Source organism: Massilia sp. HP4, from assembly GCF_005222695.1.
Taxonomy (GTDB): Bacteria; Pseudomonadota; Gammaproteobacteria; order Burkholderiales; family Burkholderiaceae_D; genus Telluria.
In genome coordinates this window covers 313,630-329,814 of record NZ_STGG01000011.1, presented here as the reverse complement: position 1 = coordinate 329,814, position 16,185 = coordinate 313,630, and the positions used below count along the sequence as shown (strand labels likewise).

Below are 16,185 nucleotides of genomic sequence, written 5' to 3'. Positions count from 1 at the left end.
ATGGAACTGAAGCTCCTGAATGAGCAAGGTCAAGCTGGCGCCAACGTTGCAGCAACCGACGAAGTGTTCGGTCGCGAATACAACGAAGCCCTGATTCACCAGATCGTCGTCGCCTACGCTGCCAACGCACGTAGCGGCAACCGCAAGCAGAAGGACCGTGAAGAAGTCCACCACACGACCAAGAAGCCATGGCGCCAAAAAGGTACCGGCCGCGCTCGTGCTGGTATGTCGTCGTCGCCTCTGTGGCGTGGCGGTGGTCGTATCTTCCCGAACACCCCTGACGAGAACTTCTCGCACAAAGTTAACAAGAAGATGTTCCGTGCAGGTATCTGCTCGATCTTCTCGCAACTGGCTCGCGAAGGCCGCCTGAACGTGGTCGAGAACCTGTCGATCGAAGCTCCAAAGACCAAGCTGCTGTCGCAAAAACTGCAGACCATGGGCCTGGAATCGGTCCTGGTGATCACCGACACCATCGATGAGAACCTCGAACTGGCTTCGCGCAACCTGCCGCACGTGCTGGTCGTCGAGCCGAAGCACGCTGATCCGATGTCGCTGGTGTTCTACAAAAAAGTCCTGGTCACGAAAGCTGCTCTGGCCAAGATCGAGGAGATGTACGCATGAGCGCCGCAATCAAATTCAGCGAAGAGCGCCTGATGAAGGTGCTGCTGGCTCCGATCATTTCCGAGAAGGCTACCTTCGTCGCGGAAAAGAACGAGCAGATCGTGTTCAAGGTCCTGCCTGACGCGACCAAGCCAGAAATCAAGGCTGCCGTCGAGATGCTGTTCAAGGTCGAAGTGGAATCGGTGCAAACCGTGAACCGCGAAGGCAAGCAAAAGCGTTCGGGCCGTTTCACCGGTCGTCGCAACCACACCAAGCGTGCTTTCGTGTGCCTGAAGCCAGGCCAGGAAATCAATTTTGTCGAGGAGGCTAAATAATGGCACTCGTAAAGATGAAGCCAACCTCCCCAGGCCGTCGCGGCATGGTGAAAGTTGTGACCGAAGGCCTGTACAAAGGTCGTCCGCTCGCAGCCCTGGTTGAAAAGAAATCGAAAACTGCCGGCCGTAACAACAACGGTCACATCACCACCCGTCATAAAGGCGGTGGTCACAAGCAGCACTACCGTCTGGTCGACTTCAAGCGCCAGAAGGACGGCATTCCTGCCAAGGTCGAGCGTATCGAATACGACCCGAACCGTACCGCGCACATCGCACTGCTGTGCTACGCGGACGGCGAGCGTCAGTACATCATCGCCACCAAGGGCATGGCTGTCGGCGACGCGATCATGAACGGCGCGGAAGCTCCGATCAAGTCGGGTAACTGCCTGCCAATCCGCAACATCCCGGTCGGTACCGTGATGAACTGCGTCGAAATGCTGCCAGGTAAGGGTGCCCAGATGGCCCGTACCGCCGGCGCCGGCGTCGTGCTGATGGCCCGTGAAGGCACCTACGCCCAGGTTCGCCTGCGCTCGGGTGAAGTGCGTCGCGTGCACATCGAGTGCCGCGCTACCGTTGGCGAAGTCGGCAATGCCGAACACAGCCTGCGCAAGATCGGTAAGGCTGGCGCGATGCGCTGGCGCGGTGTTCGTCCTACCGTCCGCGGTGTGGTCATGAACCCGGTCGATCACCCGCACGGTGGTGGTGAAGGTAAAACTGCAGCCGGCCGTCACCCAGTGTCGCCATGGGGCCAGCAGACCAAGGGCAAGCGTACGCGTTCGAACAAGCGCACGTCGTCGATGATCGTTTCGCGCCGCGGCAAGAAATAAGGATAAAAAATGACTCGTTCATTGAAAAAAGGGCCGTTCATTGACGCCCACCTGGTGAAAAAAGTCGAAGCCGCGCAAGCGACCAAAGACAAGAAGCCAGTCAAAACCTGGTCGCGCCGCTCGACGATCTCGCCAGACTTCATCGGTCTGACGATCGCCGTGCACAACGGCAAAGTGCACGTGCCTGTGTACGTGTCGGAGAACATGGTCGGCCACAAGCTCGGCGAATTCGCGCTGACCCGTACGTTCAAGGGCCACGCCGCTGACAAGAAGGCGAAACGATAATGGAAACTAAAGCAATCCTCAAAGGCGTGCGCCTTTCGGAACAAAAAGGCCGCCTGGTCGCCGATCTGATTCGTGGCAAGAAAGTTGACGCAGCACTCAACATTCTGCAATTCAGCCCGAAAAAAGGCGCGACCATCATCAAGAAGGTTCTCGAGTCGGCTATCGCCAACGCGGAACACAACGATGGCGCCGACATCGACGAACTGAAAGTGGTTCAGATCTATGTCGAAAAGGGCCCGATCCTCAAGCGCTTTACTGCACGTGCAAAAGGCCGCGGCGATCGCATTTCCAAACAATCCTGTCACGTTTACGTGACTGTCGGTAACTAAGGAGTCATACGATGGGTCAGAAAATCCACCCAACCGGCTTCCGCCTGGCGGTCACCCGTAACTGGGCGTCGCGTTGGTATGCTGGTAACGGCAACTTCGCTTCGATGCTGCAGGAAGACCTGGAAGCCCGCGCTTTCCTGAAAAAGAAGCTGAAGAACGCTTCGGTCGGCCGTATCGTCATCGAGCGTCCTGCCAAGAACGCACGCTTCACCATTTACTCGTCGCGTCCTGGTGTCGTGATCGGTAAAAAAGGCGAAGACATCGAAGTGCTGAAAACGTCGCTGGCGAAGATCATGGGCGTGCCCGTGCACGTCAACATCGAAGAGATCCGCAAGCCAGAGATCGATTCGCAGCTGATCGCCGACTCGATCTCGCAGCAGCTCGAAAAGCGCATCATGTTCCGTCGCGCCATGAAGCGCGCAATGCAAAACGCAATGCGCCTGGGCGCCGTCGGCATCAAGATCATGTCGTCGGGCCGCCTGAACGGCATCGAAATCGCACGTACCGAATGGTACCGCGAAGGCCGTGTGCCACTGCACACCCTGCGCGCCGATATCGACTACGGCACCAGCGAAGCATCGACCACCTACGGCATCATCGGCGTCAAGGTCTGGGTCTACAAGGGCGACCGTTCGGTCACCGGCGAAGCACCAGTCATCGACACCCCGCCAGATGAGAAGAAGCCACGCGGCCCACGTCGTGACGACGGCAAGCCATCGCGCGGTCCACGTCCAGCCGGCGGTGCACGTCCAGCTGCCGCGCCAACCGTGCGCGCTCGCCCAGCTGTCAAGCTGGCGACCCCGGCTGCCGCTGCACCCGCTGAGAAAGCAGGAGAATAAGCATGCTGCAACCATCGCGCAGGAAGTATCGTAAAGAGCAGAAAGGCCGTAACACCGGCATTTCGCACACCCGCGGCACCGCGGTCTCGTTCGGTGAATTCGGTCTGAAGGCAGTTGCCCGCGGCCGTATCACCGCACGCCAGATCGAAGCGGCACGTCGCGCCATGACCCGTCACATCAAGCGTGGCGGTCGTATCTGGATCCGTATCTTCCCGGACAAGCCGATTTCGAACAAGCCGGCCGAAGTCCGTATGGGTAACGGTAAGGGTAATCCAGAGTACTACGTCGCTGAAATCCAGCCAGGCAAAGTCCTGTACGAGATGGACGGCGTCGCAGAAGAACTGGCGCGCGAAGCGTTCCGCCTGGCCGCTGCCAAACTGCCACTGGCTACCACTTTCGTGGTTCGCCAAGTTGGCCAATAACAGGAGTTGAATATGAAAGCATCGGAACTCCGCGGCAAAGACCAGGAAGCGCTGCAGAAGGAGCTGAACGAGCTGCTCAAGGCCCAATTCGGTCTGCGCATGCAAGTCGCCACCCAGCAGCTCGGTAACACTTCGCAGCTGAAGAAAGTACGTCGCGATATCGCGCGTGTGAAGACTGTGATGAACACGAAGGAAGCCAAATGACCGACACCACCATCAAAACGGCGCTGAAGCGTACGCTGGTCGGCAAAGTCGTGTCCGATAAAATGGACAAGACGGTAACCGTCCTGATCGAACGTCACGTCAAGCACCCGCTGTACGGCAAGATCATCGTGCGCTCGAACAAGTATCACGCGCACGACGAAGCGAACGAAGCGAAAATCGGTGACACCGTCGAGATCGCAGAAGGTCGTCCGATCTCGAAGACGAAAGCGTGGACTGTGACCAAAGTGTTGCAAGTCGCACAGGTACTGTAAGTACCCATAAAATTTGTCTTGCGTGGCCCGCTGGTATCTGAGATACTAGCGGGCTTCGTTCATGTGTTGCCGCAGTTATCCCCCGCGGTACAGCGGCCTGTAACGAAAGTGTTTTTGGAAAGTCCATCACCCAAACATGGGGCTCCAGCAGGGGCGTCATGGCGGGACCAAGACTGACCGCAGGCCCACGGTTCTCCGTGGGGTTTTCTACGGCTTAAGTTGGGAAAGAAACTACTATGATTCAAACCGAAAGCCGGCTCGAAGTAGCCGACAACACCGGTGCCAAGGAAGTTCTGTGCATCAAGGTGTTGGGCGGCTCGAAGCGCCGTTACGCGAGCATTGGCGACATCATCAAGGTCACCGTCAAAGTCGCAGCCCCACGTGGCCGCGTCAAAAAGGGTGAAATTTACAATGCCGTGGTTGTGCGTACCGCCAAAGGTGTGCGCCGCCAGGATGGTTCCCTGGTCAAGTTCGACGGCAATGCCGCTGTCCTGCTGAACGCCAAGCTGGAGCCAATCGGTACCCGTATCTTCGGACCAGTCACGCGCGAACTGCGCACTGAAAAGTTCATGAAGATCGTGTCGCTGGCACCTGAAGTTCTGTAAGGATTCGACATGGATAAGATTCGTAAAAACGACGAAGTCATCGTTCTGGCCGGTAAGGACAAGGGCAAGCGTGGCGTCGTTCAGAAGCGTGTAGACGCTGAACACGTCATCGTCGAAGGCGTCAACGTCGCTAAGAAAGCGACCAAGCCTAACCCGATGACCGGTGTTACTGGTGGTATCGTCGACAAGACCATGCCGATTCACGTGTCGAACGTCGCGCTGTTCAACGCAGCGACCGGCAAGGCAGATCGCGTTGGCTTCAAAGACCAGGACGGCAAAAAAGTCCGCGTCTTCAAGTCGAGCGGCGAAGTAGTGAAAGGGTAAGAAGAAATGGCCCGTCTCCAAGCAATTTATAAAGAAAAAGTCGTCGCCGAGCTGACCGAGAAATTCGGTTACAAATCGGTGATGGAAGTGCCACGCCTGACCAAGATCACCCTGAACATGGGTCTCTCGGAAGCAGTCGCCGACAAGAAGATCATCGAGCACGCTACTGGCGACCTGACCAAGATCGCCGGCCAGAAGCCAGTAATCACCAAGGCACGCAAGGCAATCGCTGGTTTCAAGATCCGCGAAGGCTACCCGATCGGCACGATGGTGACCCTGCGCGGCGCCCGCATGTACGAATTCCTGGACCGTTTCATCACCGTGGCCCTGCCGCGCGTGCGTGACTTCCGCGGTGTCAATGGCAAATCGTTCGATGGTCGCGGCAACTACAACATCGGTGTCAAAGAGCAGATCATCTTCCCAGAGATCGACTACGACAAGATCGATGCACTGCGCGGCATGAACATCTCGATCACCACGACTGCTAAGACCGACGAAGAAGCCAAAGCGCTGCTCGCCGCCTTCAAATTCCCGTTCAGGAACTAAGAGCATGGCAAAACTTGCACTGATTAACCGCGAACAGAAGCGTGCAGACCTGGTGGAGAAATTCGCCCCGAAGCGTGCCGCTCTGAAAGCAATCATCGACGACCAGTCGAAGTCGGAAGAAGAACGTTACGAAGCGCGCCTGAAGCTGCAAGCGCTGCCGCGTAACTCGGCACCGACCCGTCAGCGTAACCGCTGCGCCATCACTGGCCGTCCACGTGGCACTTTCCGTAAATTCGGTCTGGCACGTACCAAACTCCGCGAATTCGCCATGAAGGGCGAAATTCCGGGTATGACCAAAGCAAGCTGGTAATAGGAGAATATGCAATGAGTATGAGCGATCCTATCGCCGATATGCTGACCCGCATTCGCAACGCACAAGTCGTCCAGAAAACCACGGTCGCAATGCCGTCGTCGAAAGTCAAGGTTGCCATTGCCAACGTCCTGAAGGACGAGGGTTACATTGAAGATTTCGCAGTGTCGTCGGCTGACGGCAAATCGGAACTGAAAATCGGTTTGAAGTATTACACTGGCCGTCCGGTCATCGAGCGCCTCGAGCGCGTGTCCCGTCCAGGCCTGCGTATCTACAAGGGCAAGGACGAGATCCCAACCGTCATGAACGGCCTGGGCGTGGCAATCGTGTCGACTCCGCAAGGCGTCATGACTGATCGCAAAGCACGCGCTACCGGTGTCGGTGGCGAAGTGATTTGCTACGTGGCTTAAGGAGTAGACGATGTCTCGAGTAGCTAAGATGCCAATCGCCGTCCCTGCCGGTGCCGAAGTCGCGATCAACGCGTCGTCGATCACCGTCAAGGGCCCGCTGGGCACCCTGACCCAAGCCCTGAACGGCCTGGTCAAAGTAGAAAACAACAATGGCACGCTGACCTTCGACGTGATCGACGATTCGCGTGAATCGAACGCCATGTCGGGCACCCTGCGCGCCCTGGTCAACAATATGGTTACCGGTGTCACCAAGGGTTTCGAGCGCAAGCTGAACCTGGTGGGCGTGGGCTACAAGGCAGCAGTGCAGGGCAACGCCCTGAACCTGTCGCTGGGCTTCTCGCACCCGGTGCTGCACGCGATGCCTGAAGGCGTCACCGCAGTGACCCCGACCCCGACCGAGATCCTGATCAAGGGTATCGATCGTCAAAAGGTCGGCCAGGTCGCCGCTGAAGTGCGCGCTTACCGCTCCCCTGAGCCTTACAAAGGCAAGGGCGTCCGTTATTCGGACGAAGTGGTCAAGCTTAAAGAAACCAAGAAGAAATAATCGGAGCAGACATGGACAAGAAACAATCCCGTCTGCGTCGTGGCCGTCAGACCCGCATCAAGATTGCCCAGCTGGGCGTGAACCGTCTGTCGGTTCACCGCACCAACCTGCACATCTACGCGAACCTGATCAGCCCGGACGCAAAAGTACTGGTGTCGGCTTCGACCCTGGAAGCAGAAGTGCGCGCCGAACTGGCTGGCCAGACCGGCGCCGGCGGCAACGCTGCAGCAGCTGCCCTGGTTGGCAAGCGCGTCGCAGAGAAAGCACTGAAAGCAGGAATCACCGAAGTTGCGTTCGATCGCTCGGGTTTCCGTTACCACGGTCGGGTGAAGGCGCTGGCGGAAGCCGCGCGTGAAGCCGGTCTGAAGTTCTAAGGAAGAATCGTCATGGCAAAAATGCAAGCGAAAATGGCAAGCGACAAGCCGGATGATGGCATGCGCGAAAAAATGATCGCGATCAACCGCGTGACCAAAGTGGTCAAGGGTGGTCGTATCATGGGTTTTGCAGCGCTGACCGTTGTCGGTGACGGCGATGGCCGCATCGGCATGGGCAAGGGCAAGTCGAAGGAAGTTCCAGTCGGCGTGCAAAAAGCGATGGAAGAAGCCCGCCGCAACCTGATCAAGGTGCCACTCAAGAACGGTACCCTGCATCACACCGTGTCCGGTCGTCACGGCGCCTCGCGCGTCATGATGATGCCAGCGAAACCTGGTACCGGCGTGATCGCTGGTGGCGCAATGCGCGCTATCTTCGAAGTGATGGGCGTGACCGACGTGGTCGCCAAGTCGACCGGTTCGTCGAATCCTTACAACCTGGTGCGCGCAACTCTCGACGGTCTGTCGAAGATGAGCACCGCGGCTGACATCGCTGCCAAGCGCGGCAAGTCGGTCGAAGACATCGTCGGTTAAGGGGAAATAACATGGCAAACACCGTTAAAGTTCAGCTCGTCAAGGGCCTGATCGGTACCCGTCAAGACCACCGTGCCACCGTGCGCGGCCTGGGCCTGCGTCGCGTCAACTCGGTCTCCGAGCTGCAAGACACCCCATCCGTGCGTGGCATGATCAACAAAGTCTCGTACCTCGTGAAAGTTGTTTCGTAAGCCTTCGGGCTTGTGAACGGAGAAATCAATGGAACTCAATACCATTCAACCAGCTGACGGCGCCAAGCACTACAAGCGTCGCGTTGGTCGCGGCATTGGCTCCGGCCTGGGCAAGACTGCCGGCCGTGGTCACAAGGGTCAGAAATCGCGTTCGGGCGGCTTCCACAAAGTCGGCTTCGAAGGCGGTCAGATGCCTCTGCAGCGCCGTCTGCCGAAGCGTGGCTTCAAATCGCTGAACGCGACCTTCAAGGCAGAAGTTCGCCTGTCCGACCTGAACAACCTGGCTGTCGGCGACGTCGACATCCTGGTGCTCAAGCAGGCAGGCATCCTGTCGGTCGTGGCACGCGACGTGCGCGTCATCCTGTCCGGCGAGATCACCAAGGCGGTGAACCTCAAGGGCCTGAAAGCGACCGCTGGCGCGAAAGCAGCGATCGAAGCAGCTGGCGGCTCGGTCGCGTAAAGCGACCGCTGCCTGATCGGAGCAAAAATTGGCGACTAATTCACAACTTGGTAAAAGCGCCGCTTCCGGATTCCCCTGGGGCCGGCTGTGGTTTTTGCTTGGCGCATTGGTCGTGTACCGCATCGGTGCTCACATCCCGGTTCCCGGGATTGACCCGGTGCAGCTCGCTGCGCTGTTCAAGCAGAACGAGGGCGGCATCCTTGGCATGTTCAACATGTTCTCGGGTGGCGCCTTGTCCCGCTTTACCGTGTTCGCGCTCGGCATCATGCCTTACATTTCGGCTTCGATCATCATGCAGCTTGCATCGATCGTCTCGCCGCAACTCGAGGCGTTGAAGAAAGAGGGCGAAGCCGGCCGCCGCAAGATCACCCAGTACACCCGTTACTTCACGGTGGCACTGGCGTTGTTCCAGGCGTTCGGCATCGCAGTCGCGCTCGAGGCGCAACCTGGCCTGGTCATCGACCCGGGTCTCGGTTTCCGCTTCGTGACCGTCGTTACCCTCCTGACCGGCACCATGTTCCTCATGTGGCTGGGCGAGCAGATCACTGAACGTGGTCTTGGCAACGGCATTTCGATCATCATCTTTGCCGGTATCGCAGCAGGTCTGCCTTCGGCCCTGGGCGGCTTGTTCACCCTGGTCTCGAACGGTTCGATCGGCAGCTTCTCGGCCATCCTGATCGTGGTCCTGGTGGCTGCGGTGACGTATGCGGTGGTGTTCGTGGAACGCGGGCAGCGCAAGATCCTGGTCAATTACGCGAAACGCCAGGTCGGCAACAAGATCTACGGTGGCCAAACCAGCCACCTGCCCTTGAAGCTGAACATGGCAGGCGTGATCCCGCCGATCTTCGCATCGTCGATCATTCTGTTCCCGGCGACGATTGTCGACTGGTTCACTCGCGGCAAGGATTCGTCCGGCCCGGTGATCGGGTTCCTGAAGGATCTGGCGGCGTCGATGGCGCCAGGCGAGCCAATCCACGCTTTGCTGTATGCGGTGGCGATCGTGTTCTTCTGCTTCTTCTACACCGCGCTGGTATTCAACAGCAAGGAAACGGCGGATAACTTGAAGAAGAGCGGCGCGTTTGTTCCGGGCATCCGTCCGGGCGAGCAGACCGCACGCTACATCGACAAGATCCTGATGCGCCTGACCCTGGCCGGTGCAGTCTATATCACCCTGGTGTGCCTGGTGCCGGAGTTCATGACCGCCCAGTGGAAGGTTCCCTTCTACTTCGGTGGCACGTCGCTCCTGATCATCGTGGTGGTGACGATGGACTTCATGGCACAAGTGCAGAACTACGTCATGTCGCAACAATATGATTCACTGTTGCGGAAGGCCAACTTCAAGGGTGGAGTGCCGACGCGATAAGCGCCGGTTGCATAGAGCGAATGGCAAAAGACGACGTCATCCAAATGCAGGGGGAGATCCTCGAGAATCTCCCAAACGCGACGTTCCGCGTAAAGCTGGAAAACGGCCATGTGGTCCTGGGGCATATCTCGGGTAAAATGCGGATGAACTATATCCGCATCCTCCCGGGTGACAAGGTGACGGTGGAGTTGACCCCGTATGACCTGTCCCGGGCCCGCATCGTGTTCCGCACCAAGTAAAAACATCATCAAGTAAACGAACCGAAGAGAGTGCAAAATGAAAGTTAACGCTTCAGTCAAGCGGATCTGCCGCAACTGCAAGATCATCAAGCGCAAAGGCGTGGTCCGTGTGATCTGCGTCGAGCCGCGTCACAAGCAGCGTCAAGGTTAATCGAGGAATAACGAATGGCACGTATTGCAGGGGTAAACATCCCAAATCATCAGCACACTGTTATCGGCCTGACGGCGATCTACGGTGTTGGCCGTCCGCGTTCGCAAAAAATCTGCGACGCAACCGGTATCGCGACCAACAAAAAAGTCAAGGACCTGGACGATAACGAACTCGAGAAGCTGCGTGACGAAGTCGCGAAGTTTGTCGTGGAAGGCGACCTGCGCCGCGAACTGTCCATGAACATCAAGCGTCTGATGGACCTGGGTTGCTACCGCGGCATGCGTCACCGTAAGGGCCTGCCGGTCCGCGGTCAGCGTACCCGCACCAATGCTCGTACCCGTAAAGGTCCGCGCAAGGCAGCTCAATCGCTCAAGAAATAATCTAGGAACCGACTATGGCCAAGCAACAAAGCAGCGCAGCAGCAGCACGCGTGCGCAAGAAAGTGAAGAAGAACGTTGCCGAGGGCATCGCCCACGTGCACGCTTCGTTCAACAACACGATCATCACCATCACCGACCGCCAGGGCAACGCCCTGTCGTGGGCAACCTCCGGTGGCGCCGGCTTCAAGGGTTCGCGCAAATCGACCCCGTTCGCGGCTCAGGTCGCTGCCGAAGCTGCAGGCAAGGTCGCTCAGGAATCGGGCGTCAAGAACCTGGAAGTGCGTATCAAGGGCCCAGGCCCAGGCCGTGAATCGGCTGTGCGCGCACTGAACAACCTCGGCATCAAGATCACCGAGATCCAGGACGTCACCCCAGTTCCACACAACGGCTGCCGTCCGCCGAAGCGTCGCCGCATCTAAGGTGCCGGGCAGGGCGGTCAGCCGCCTCGCCAACACCCTGATGTCGACGCACGGGGCGAATAGCTCCGTTGTGTTTAGAGAATAGCCGGTGCAGTTGCCCAGAAATGGGTTATACTGCCCGGCTCTTGTCGCCTGCCATCCATGATGGCGGGCGATGTTGTAAGCCACGTCCGGCCTGAATGCAGAGCTGGACTAGCGCCTGGGTGCATATGGTTCGCATATGCGCTTCTGGGGCGTGATCAAATATTAAAGGAAATCTAACGTGGCACGTTATATCGGACCAAAAGCAAAACTGTCGCGCCGTGAAGGCACCGACCTGTTCCTCAAGAGCGCACGTCGTTCGCTCGATTCGAAGTGCAAACTGGACGTCAAGCCAGGCCAGCACGGCGTCAAGTCGGGTGCCCGCACCTCGGACTACGGCAACCAGCTGCGCGAAAAGCAAAAAGTCAAACGCATGTACGGCGTGCTGGAGCGTCAGTTCCGCCGCTACTTCGCTGAAGCGAACCGCCGCAAAGGCAACACCGGCGAAACCCTGCTGAAGCTGCTGGAAGCGCGTCTCGACAACGTCGCTTACCGCATGGGCTTCGGTTCGACCCGCTCGGAAGCGCGTCAGCTGGTGAGCCACAAGGCCTTCACCGTCAATGGCAACGTCGTGAACATCGCTTCGTACCAGGTCAAGACCGGCGACGTGATCGCTGTTCGCGAAAAAGCCAAGAAGCAAGTGCGTATCGCTGAAGCGCTGTCGCTGGCTGAACAAGTCGGTTTCCCGAGCTGGGTCTCGGTCGACGCGAAGAAGCTGGAAGGCACCTTCCGTTCGTTCCCAGAGCGTAACGAAATCGCTGCTGACGTCAACGAAGCGCTGATCGTCGAACTGTACTCGCGTTAATCGATGTTCGAAGGGGGCGGCTTGCCGTCCCCTTTGTCATCCCGGCGGGAAAGACAGTGCGGCCGCAGCAACCCCGGGTTGGCGCCGCAGCGGGCTCAAAGCTCCTGTCATTCCCGCCGCAAGCATTCGTTTTACCGCCTGCCACCGCGCGGGCGTTCTCTTTAAAGCCATCAGCCTTATCGGTGTAACGAGCCGAGGGTATTGAAAAGGACTCATTCATGCAAAATAGTTTGTTGAAGCCACGTATCATCGACGTCGAAGCACTGGGCGCCGGCCACGCGAAAGTCGTGATGGAGCCGTTCGAGCGTGGCTATGGCCACACCCTCGGCAACGCCCTGCGCCGCGTGCTGCTGTCGTCGATGGTGGGCTATGCGCCGACCGAAGTGACGATCGCTGGTGTCGTGCATGAATACTCGTCGCTGGATGGCGTGCAGGAAGACGTCGTCGACCTGCTGCTGAACCTGAAGGGCGTGGTCTTCAAGGTCCACAACCGCGATTCCGTCACCCTGACCCTGAAGAAGGAAGGCGAAGGCGCCGTCCTGGCATCTGACATCGACCTGCCGCACGACGTCGAACTGATCAACCCTGACCATGTCATCGCCCACCTGACCGCAGGCGGCAAGCTGGACATGCAGATCAAGGTCGAGAAGGGCCGCGGCTACGTGCCGGGCAACGTCCGCCGACTGTCGGAAGACACCAACAAGACCATCGGCCGCATCATCCTGGACGCCTCGTTCTCGCCAGTGCGCCGCGTGTCGTACGCCGTGGAATCGGCCCGTGTCGAACAGCGTACCGACCTGGACAAGCTGATCATCAACATCGAGACCAACGGCGTCATCACGCCTGAAGAAGCGATCCGCCAGTCGGCCCGCGTGCTGGTCGACCAGCTGAACGTGTTCGCCGCCCTGGAAGGCACCGAAGCCGCTGCCGAAGCACCATCGCGCGCACCGCTGGTCGATCCGATCCTGCTGCGTCCAGTCGACGACCTGGAACTGACCGTCCGTTCGGCCAACTGCCTGAAAGCAGAAAACATCTACTACATCGGCGACCTGATCCAGCGTTCGGAAAACGAACTGCTCAAGACGCCGAACCTGGGCCGCAAGTCGCTCAACGAGATCAAGGAAGTCCTTGCTTCGCGTGGCTTGACCCTGGGCATGAAGCTGGAAAACTGGCCGCCTGCCGGCCTGGAAAAATAAGATAGTCACCCGAAAGTACACACCTACTTTCGGGTGGAAACAGCCCAAAAGGACTGGCAGAGCCAGATCCTTTTTGGAGGAAAAAGCGTAGTAAACAACCTAAACAGAACCGGTCCGCGGTCATGTGCAAGCATGAACGATCGAAGAACTGGATTTGAAAACACCCGAAAGGAAATACCATGCGTCACCGTCACGGCCTTCGTAAACTGAACCGTACTTCGTCCCACCGCCTGGCAATGCTGCGCAACATGACCGTCTCGCTGCTGCGTCATGAAGCCATCAAAACCACCGTGCCTAAAGCCAAGGAACTGCGCCGCGTCATCGAGCCGATCCTGACCCTGGGCAAGACCGACACCCTGGCAAACAAGCGCCTGGCCTTCGCTCGCCTGCGCGACCGCGAAATGGTCCAGAAGCTGTTCGCTGAACTGGGCCCACGCTACGCCAACCGTAACGGTGGCTACCTGCGTATCCTGAAAATGGGTTTCCGCGTTGGCGACAATGCACCGATGGCTTACGTCGAACTGCTGGACCGTCCAGAAGTCACTTCGGCTGAAGAAGCACCGACCGCCGAGTAATCGACAGTCGCCGCTAGAAAAGACCAGGCCCCCGGCCTGGTTTTTTTTTCGTCTATTCAAAATGAGTTCCGGCGTGAAACAGTAGCCGGGTGTACCATTTGCGGTGCGCTTCACAAACTCTTCGACACCATGCTTCGATTCTCCGCTCGTGGCCTGCTGCAGGCCTGCCTGACGCTGTTCGCCGTCTTCTTCCTGTCCACCGCCACGCCAGCCCGTGCCCAGCAGGATTTCCTGGATCCCGCCATCGCCTTCAAGTTCGAGGCGCGCATGGCCGACCCGCAGACCGCCGAGATCACCTACGTGATCGCCCCCGCCTACTATATGTACCGCGAGCGCTTCGCCTTCAAGGCCAGCGGCGCCGGCATCATCCTGGGCGAGCCGCAGGTCCCGCAGGGCAAGGTGAAATATGACCCGACCTTCGAAAAGGATCTCGAGACCCACACCGGCACCCTGACGATCCGGATCCCGGTCGAGGGCAGCGGCCCGTTCACGCTCACCGCCACCAGCCAGGGCTGCGCCGATGCCGGCCTGTGCTACCCTCCGCAGGAACACAGCGTGAACCTGGGCGCCGGCGGTGCGGCGCCCGCGTCCGGCTTGCCGATCGGGGCCGGCGCGGCCCAGGGCGGCATGTCGACCCCGCTGTCGTCGACCCCGGTGACGGACAGCGCACCCGCCACGGCCACGGCAGCGCCGGCATCCGACCTGTCGAACCTCGCCAGCCTGCTCGGCGGCGGCAGCCTGCTGGCCATCGTGCCGGCCTTCATCCTGCTCGGCCTGGGCCTGGCGTTCACGCCCTGCGTGCTGCCGATGGTGCCGATCCTGTCCTCGATCATCGTCGGCGAAGGCAAGGGCACGGGCCGCTCGCGCGGCTTGGTGCTGTCGGTGGCCTATTCGCTGGGCATGGCCATCGTCTACACCCTGCTGGGAATCGCTGCCGGCCTGGCCGGCGAAGGCCTGGCCGCGGCGCTGCAGAACCCCTGGGTGCTGGGTACCTTTGGCGTGCTGATCGTGGCCATGGCGCTGTCGATGTTCGGTTTCTATGAGTTACAACTTCCTAACACCTTGCAGACCCGTTTGACGCAGGCATCCAACAAGCAGCAGGGCGGCAGGCTGGCCGGCGTGTTCGTGATGGGCGCCATTTCGGCCCTGATCGTGGGTCCCTGCGTGGCTGCACCGCTGGCCGGCGCCCTGGTCTACATCAGCCAGACACGCGACGTCTTCATCGGCGGCGCGGCGCTGTTCTCGATGGCGGTCGGGATGAGCATCCCGCTGCTGCTGGTAGGCCTGTCGGCCGGCTCGCTGCTGCCGCGCGTGGGGCCGTGGATGGAAGCGGTGAAACGCCTGTTCGGCGTGCTGATGCTGGCGATGGCGATCTGGCTGGTGTCGCCGGTGCTGCCGCCGGTCGTCCAGATGCTGCTGTGGGCCGCGCTGCTGCTGGGTTACGGTTTCTACCTGCTGCGTCGTACTCGCCACTGGGCCGCGATGGCCTTCGGCGCGGCCTTTGCCGTGCTCGGCGCGACACAGCTGGTCGGCCTGGCCAGCGGCGGCCGCGACGCCTGGGCGCCGCTGGCCCACCTCGGCGGCGCGCCACAGCAGCACGGGCTCACGTTCAGCCGCGTCAAGACCGTCGACCAGCTCGACGCGGCGCTGGCGGCCAATGCCGGCAAGACCGTGATGCTCGATTTTTATGCCGACTGGTGCGTGTCGTGCAAGGAGATGGAGAAGTTCACCTTCGTCGACCCGCAAGTCCAGCAAAAGCTGGCCGATACGGTGCTGCTGCAGGTCGACGTGACGGCCAACGATGCCGACGACAAGGCCATGCTCAAGCGCTTCGGCCTGTTCGGCCCGCCGGGGATCATCCTGTTCGATGGACAGGGGCAGGAGATTGCGGATAGCCGGGTGATCGGCTTCCAGAATGCGGAGAAGTTCCTGGCGTCGCTGCAGCGGCTCGGAAACTGATTCCCCGGTGGACGGCTTGCCCGTCCACCGTTCTTTCGGCGCTGCTTATGCGTGCGCGCGCTTGCCGTGCTGGCCATGATGACGCGGGCCCTTGCGGTGCTTGGCCTGGTCGTCGAAGGTCTTGCGCTGCTCGGGCGTCAGCTGTGCATAGAAGCTGTTCAGGGCGCCCAGGCGCGCTTCCATGCGGGCGGTGCGCTCCTTCTGCATCGCGATATGCTGTTCCATGCGCTGCGGCGCGCTCAAGCTGGCCCAGGCGGCGCGGTCGGGGCGTGCGGCGCGCTCACCCTTCTTGTGCGGCGCCTGGCTGGCCACGAAGGCGTCCCAGGCCGGCTGCTGCTGGGCGTTGAGCTTGAGCGCATCGCGCAGCTTGGCCTGGCGCTCGGCGCGCTGCTGTTCCATTTTTGCGCGGCGCTCGCCGGCCTTGGCCTGCCATTCGGCTTTCTTGGCCAGGCGTTGTTCTGCAGTCAAGGCTGGACGGCCTTCCGCCGGTGCGGCGGTCTGGGCCTGGGCGCCGATGGAGGCGCCGAGCAGGCCGGCGGCGGCGAGGGCAATCACGAGGTTCTTGCGGAGGGTATTCATGGTTCTTCCTTTGTGAGAGTCTGGTTGTCC

The 16,185-nt window shown here is 59.7% G+C and carries 29 protein-coding genes; 28 read left to right on the top strand and 1 reads right to left on the bottom strand.

Annotated features, from left to right (window positions below):
* The 28 genes from rplD to dsbD all read left to right on the top strand — a co-directional run bounded on the left by rplD (nt 1) and on the right by dsbD (nt 15,576).
* The gene (rplD, locus tag E8M83_RS05395; RefSeq protein ID WP_005663467.1) at nt 1–621 is read left to right on the top strand and encodes a 50S ribosomal protein L4; all 621 of its coding nucleotides are present in this window, start codon (nt 1–3) and stop codon (nt 619–621) included.
* Nucleotides 618–935, top strand: a complete 318-nt coding sequence (gene rplW, locus E8M83_RS05390; protein WP_123069936.1) for a 50S ribosomal protein L23 — start codon at nt 618–620, stop codon at nt 933–935. Before rplD ends, rplW begins: the two co-directional genes overlap by 4 nt.
* Nucleotides 935–1,762: a 50S ribosomal protein L2 gene (rplB, locus tag E8M83_RS05385; RefSeq protein WP_137172338.1), complete on the top strand. Its 828-nt coding sequence runs from the start codon at nt 935–937 to the stop codon at nt 1,760–1,762. Before rplW ends, rplB begins: the two co-directional genes overlap by 1 nt.
* 9 nt (nt 1,763–1,771) lie before the next feature.
* Nucleotides 1,772–2,047, top strand: coding sequence for a 30S ribosomal protein S19 (gene rpsS / locus E8M83_RS05380; protein ID WP_137172337.1), 276 nt, complete (start codon nt 1,772–1,774; stop codon nt 2,045–2,047).
* Complete coding sequence (gene rplV, locus E8M83_RS05375; RefSeq protein ID WP_170976705.1) at nt 2,044–2,376, top strand: 50S ribosomal protein L22; 333 nt, start codon at nt 2,044–2,046, stop codon at nt 2,374–2,376. Before rpsS ends, rplV begins: the two co-directional genes overlap by 4 nt.
* 11 nt (nt 2,377–2,387) lie before the next feature.
* Nucleotides 2,388–3,215 carry a 30S ribosomal protein S3 gene (gene rpsC, locus E8M83_RS05370; protein WP_123069939.1) on the top strand — a complete coding sequence of 276 codons (828 nt, stop codon included), beginning with the start codon at nt 2,388–2,390 and terminating at the stop codon, nt 3,213–3,215.
* Nucleotides 3,216–3,217: 2 nt separating this feature from the next.
* The gene (gene rplP, locus E8M83_RS05365; protein ID WP_005663456.1) at nt 3,218–3,637 is read left to right on the top strand and encodes a 50S ribosomal protein L16; all 420 of its coding nucleotides are present in this window, start codon (nt 3,218–3,220) and stop codon (nt 3,635–3,637) included.
* Nucleotides 3,638–3,649: 12 nt separating this feature from the next.
* Complete coding sequence (gene rpmC / locus E8M83_RS05360; protein ID WP_123069940.1) at nt 3,650–3,841, top strand: 50S ribosomal protein L29; 192 nt, start codon at nt 3,650–3,652, stop codon at nt 3,839–3,841.
* Complete coding sequence (rpsQ, locus tag E8M83_RS05355; protein WP_123069941.1) at nt 3,838–4,113, top strand: 30S ribosomal protein S17; 276 nt, start codon at nt 3,838–3,840, stop codon at nt 4,111–4,113. Before rpmC ends, rpsQ begins: the two co-directional genes overlap by 4 nt.
* A 236-nt stretch (nt 4,114–4,349) precedes the next feature.
* Nucleotides 4,350–4,718 (top strand): 50S ribosomal protein L14, encoded by a 369-nt coding sequence (gene rplN / locus E8M83_RS05350; RefSeq protein ID WP_005663451.1) that lies wholly within the window; start codon nt 4,350–4,352, stop codon nt 4,716–4,718.
* A gap of 9 nt (nt 4,719–4,727) precedes the next feature.
* Entirely contained in the window at nt 4,728–5,042 is a 315-nt protein-coding gene (gene rplX, locus E8M83_RS05345) for a 50S ribosomal protein L24 (RefSeq protein WP_091877211.1), read from the top strand.
* Nucleotides 5,043–5,048: 6 nt separating this feature from the next.
* Entirely contained in the window at nt 5,049–5,588 is a 540-nt protein-coding gene (rplE, locus tag E8M83_RS05340; protein ID WP_123069942.1) for a 50S ribosomal protein L5, read from the top strand.
* Nucleotides 5,589–5,592: 4 nt separating this feature from the next.
* Nucleotides 5,593–5,898: a 30S ribosomal protein S14 gene (rpsN, locus tag E8M83_RS05335; protein ID WP_123069943.1), complete on the top strand. Its 306-nt coding sequence runs from the start codon at nt 5,593–5,595 to the stop codon at nt 5,896–5,898.
* 14 nt (nt 5,899–5,912) lie between these two features.
* A complete protein-coding gene (gene rpsH / locus E8M83_RS05330; protein ID WP_123069944.1) occupies nt 5,913–6,308 on the top strand; it encodes a 30S ribosomal protein S8 in 396 nt (131 codons plus the stop codon).
* Between the two features lie 10 nt (nt 6,309–6,318).
* Nucleotides 6,319–6,852, top strand: coding sequence for a 50S ribosomal protein L6 (gene rplF / locus E8M83_RS05325; protein WP_137172336.1), 534 nt, complete (start codon nt 6,319–6,321; stop codon nt 6,850–6,852).
* Between the two features lie 11 nt (nt 6,853–6,863).
* A complete protein-coding gene (gene rplR / locus E8M83_RS05320) occupies nt 6,864–7,226 on the top strand; it encodes a 50S ribosomal protein L18 (protein WP_123069946.1) in 363 nt (120 codons plus the stop codon).
* A gap of 12 nt (nt 7,227–7,238) precedes the next feature.
* Nucleotides 7,239–7,757, top strand: coding sequence for a 30S ribosomal protein S5 (gene rpsE, locus E8M83_RS05315; RefSeq protein ID WP_005663437.1), 519 nt, complete (start codon nt 7,239–7,241; stop codon nt 7,755–7,757).
* 11 nt (nt 7,758–7,768) lie between these two features.
* The gene (gene rpmD, locus E8M83_RS05310) at nt 7,769–7,948 is read left to right on the top strand and encodes a 50S ribosomal protein L30 (protein ID WP_123069947.1); all 180 of its coding nucleotides are present in this window, start codon (nt 7,769–7,771) and stop codon (nt 7,946–7,948) included.
* 28 nt (nt 7,949–7,976) lie between these two features.
* Nucleotides 7,977–8,408, top strand: coding sequence for a 50S ribosomal protein L15 (gene rplO, locus E8M83_RS05305; RefSeq protein ID WP_137172335.1), 432 nt, complete (start codon nt 7,977–7,979; stop codon nt 8,406–8,408).
* Nucleotides 8,409–8,436: 28 nt separating this feature from the next.
* The gene (secY, locus tag E8M83_RS05300) at nt 8,437–9,771 is read left to right on the top strand and encodes a preprotein translocase subunit SecY (protein ID WP_005663430.1); all 1,335 of its coding nucleotides are present in this window, start codon (nt 8,437–8,439) and stop codon (nt 9,769–9,771) included.
* Nucleotides 9,772–9,791: 20 nt separating this feature from the next.
* Entirely contained in the window at nt 9,792–10,010 is a 219-nt protein-coding gene (gene infA, locus E8M83_RS05295; protein WP_005663428.1) for a translation initiation factor IF-1, read from the top strand.
* A gap of 37 nt (nt 10,011–10,047) precedes the next feature.
* Nucleotides 10,048–10,161, top strand: a complete 114-nt coding sequence (gene rpmJ / locus E8M83_RS05290; RefSeq protein ID WP_005663407.1) for a 50S ribosomal protein L36 — start codon at nt 10,048–10,050, stop codon at nt 10,159–10,161.
* Between the two features lie 14 nt (nt 10,162–10,175).
* Nucleotides 10,176–10,541 carry a 30S ribosomal protein S13 gene (rpsM, locus tag E8M83_RS05285; RefSeq protein WP_056337616.1) on the top strand — a complete coding sequence of 122 codons (366 nt, stop codon included), beginning with the start codon at nt 10,176–10,178 and terminating at the stop codon, nt 10,539–10,541.
* Between the two features lie 14 nt (nt 10,542–10,555).
* Nucleotides 10,556–10,960 carry a 30S ribosomal protein S11 gene (gene rpsK / locus E8M83_RS05280; RefSeq protein WP_005663404.1) on the top strand — a complete coding sequence of 135 codons (405 nt, stop codon included), beginning with the start codon at nt 10,556–10,558 and terminating at the stop codon, nt 10,958–10,960.
* Nucleotides 10,961–11,222: 262 nt separating this feature from the next.
* Nucleotides 11,223–11,846, top strand: coding sequence for a 30S ribosomal protein S4 (gene rpsD, locus E8M83_RS05275; protein ID WP_137172334.1), 624 nt, complete (start codon nt 11,223–11,225; stop codon nt 11,844–11,846).
* Between the two features lie 218 nt (nt 11,847–12,064).
* Nucleotides 12,065–13,042, top strand: coding sequence for a DNA-directed RNA polymerase subunit alpha (locus E8M83_RS05270; protein ID WP_005663401.1), 978 nt, complete (start codon nt 12,065–12,067; stop codon nt 13,040–13,042).
* A gap of 179 nt (nt 13,043–13,221) precedes the next feature.
* On the top strand, nt 13,222–13,617 hold the full coding sequence (gene rplQ / locus E8M83_RS05265) for a 50S ribosomal protein L17 (protein WP_005663400.1): 396 nt from the start codon (nt 13,222–13,224) through the stop codon (nt 13,615–13,617).
* A 129-nt stretch (nt 13,618–13,746) separates the two neighbouring features.
* Nucleotides 13,747–15,576: a protein-disulfide reductase DsbD gene (dsbD, locus tag E8M83_RS05260; protein WP_137172333.1), complete on the top strand. Its 1,830-nt coding sequence runs from the start codon at nt 13,747–13,749 to the stop codon at nt 15,574–15,576.
* Between the two features lie 45 nt (nt 15,577–15,621).
* On the opposite strand, the gene E8M83_RS05255 is transcribed toward dsbD, so the two are convergent.
* Nucleotides 15,622–16,155 carry a Spy/CpxP family protein refolding chaperone gene (locus E8M83_RS05255; RefSeq protein ID WP_137172332.1) on the bottom strand — a complete coding sequence of 178 codons (534 nt, stop codon included), beginning with the start codon at nt 16,153–16,155 and terminating at the stop codon, nt 15,622–15,624.
* Nucleotides 16,156–16,185: the final 30 nt, after the last annotated feature.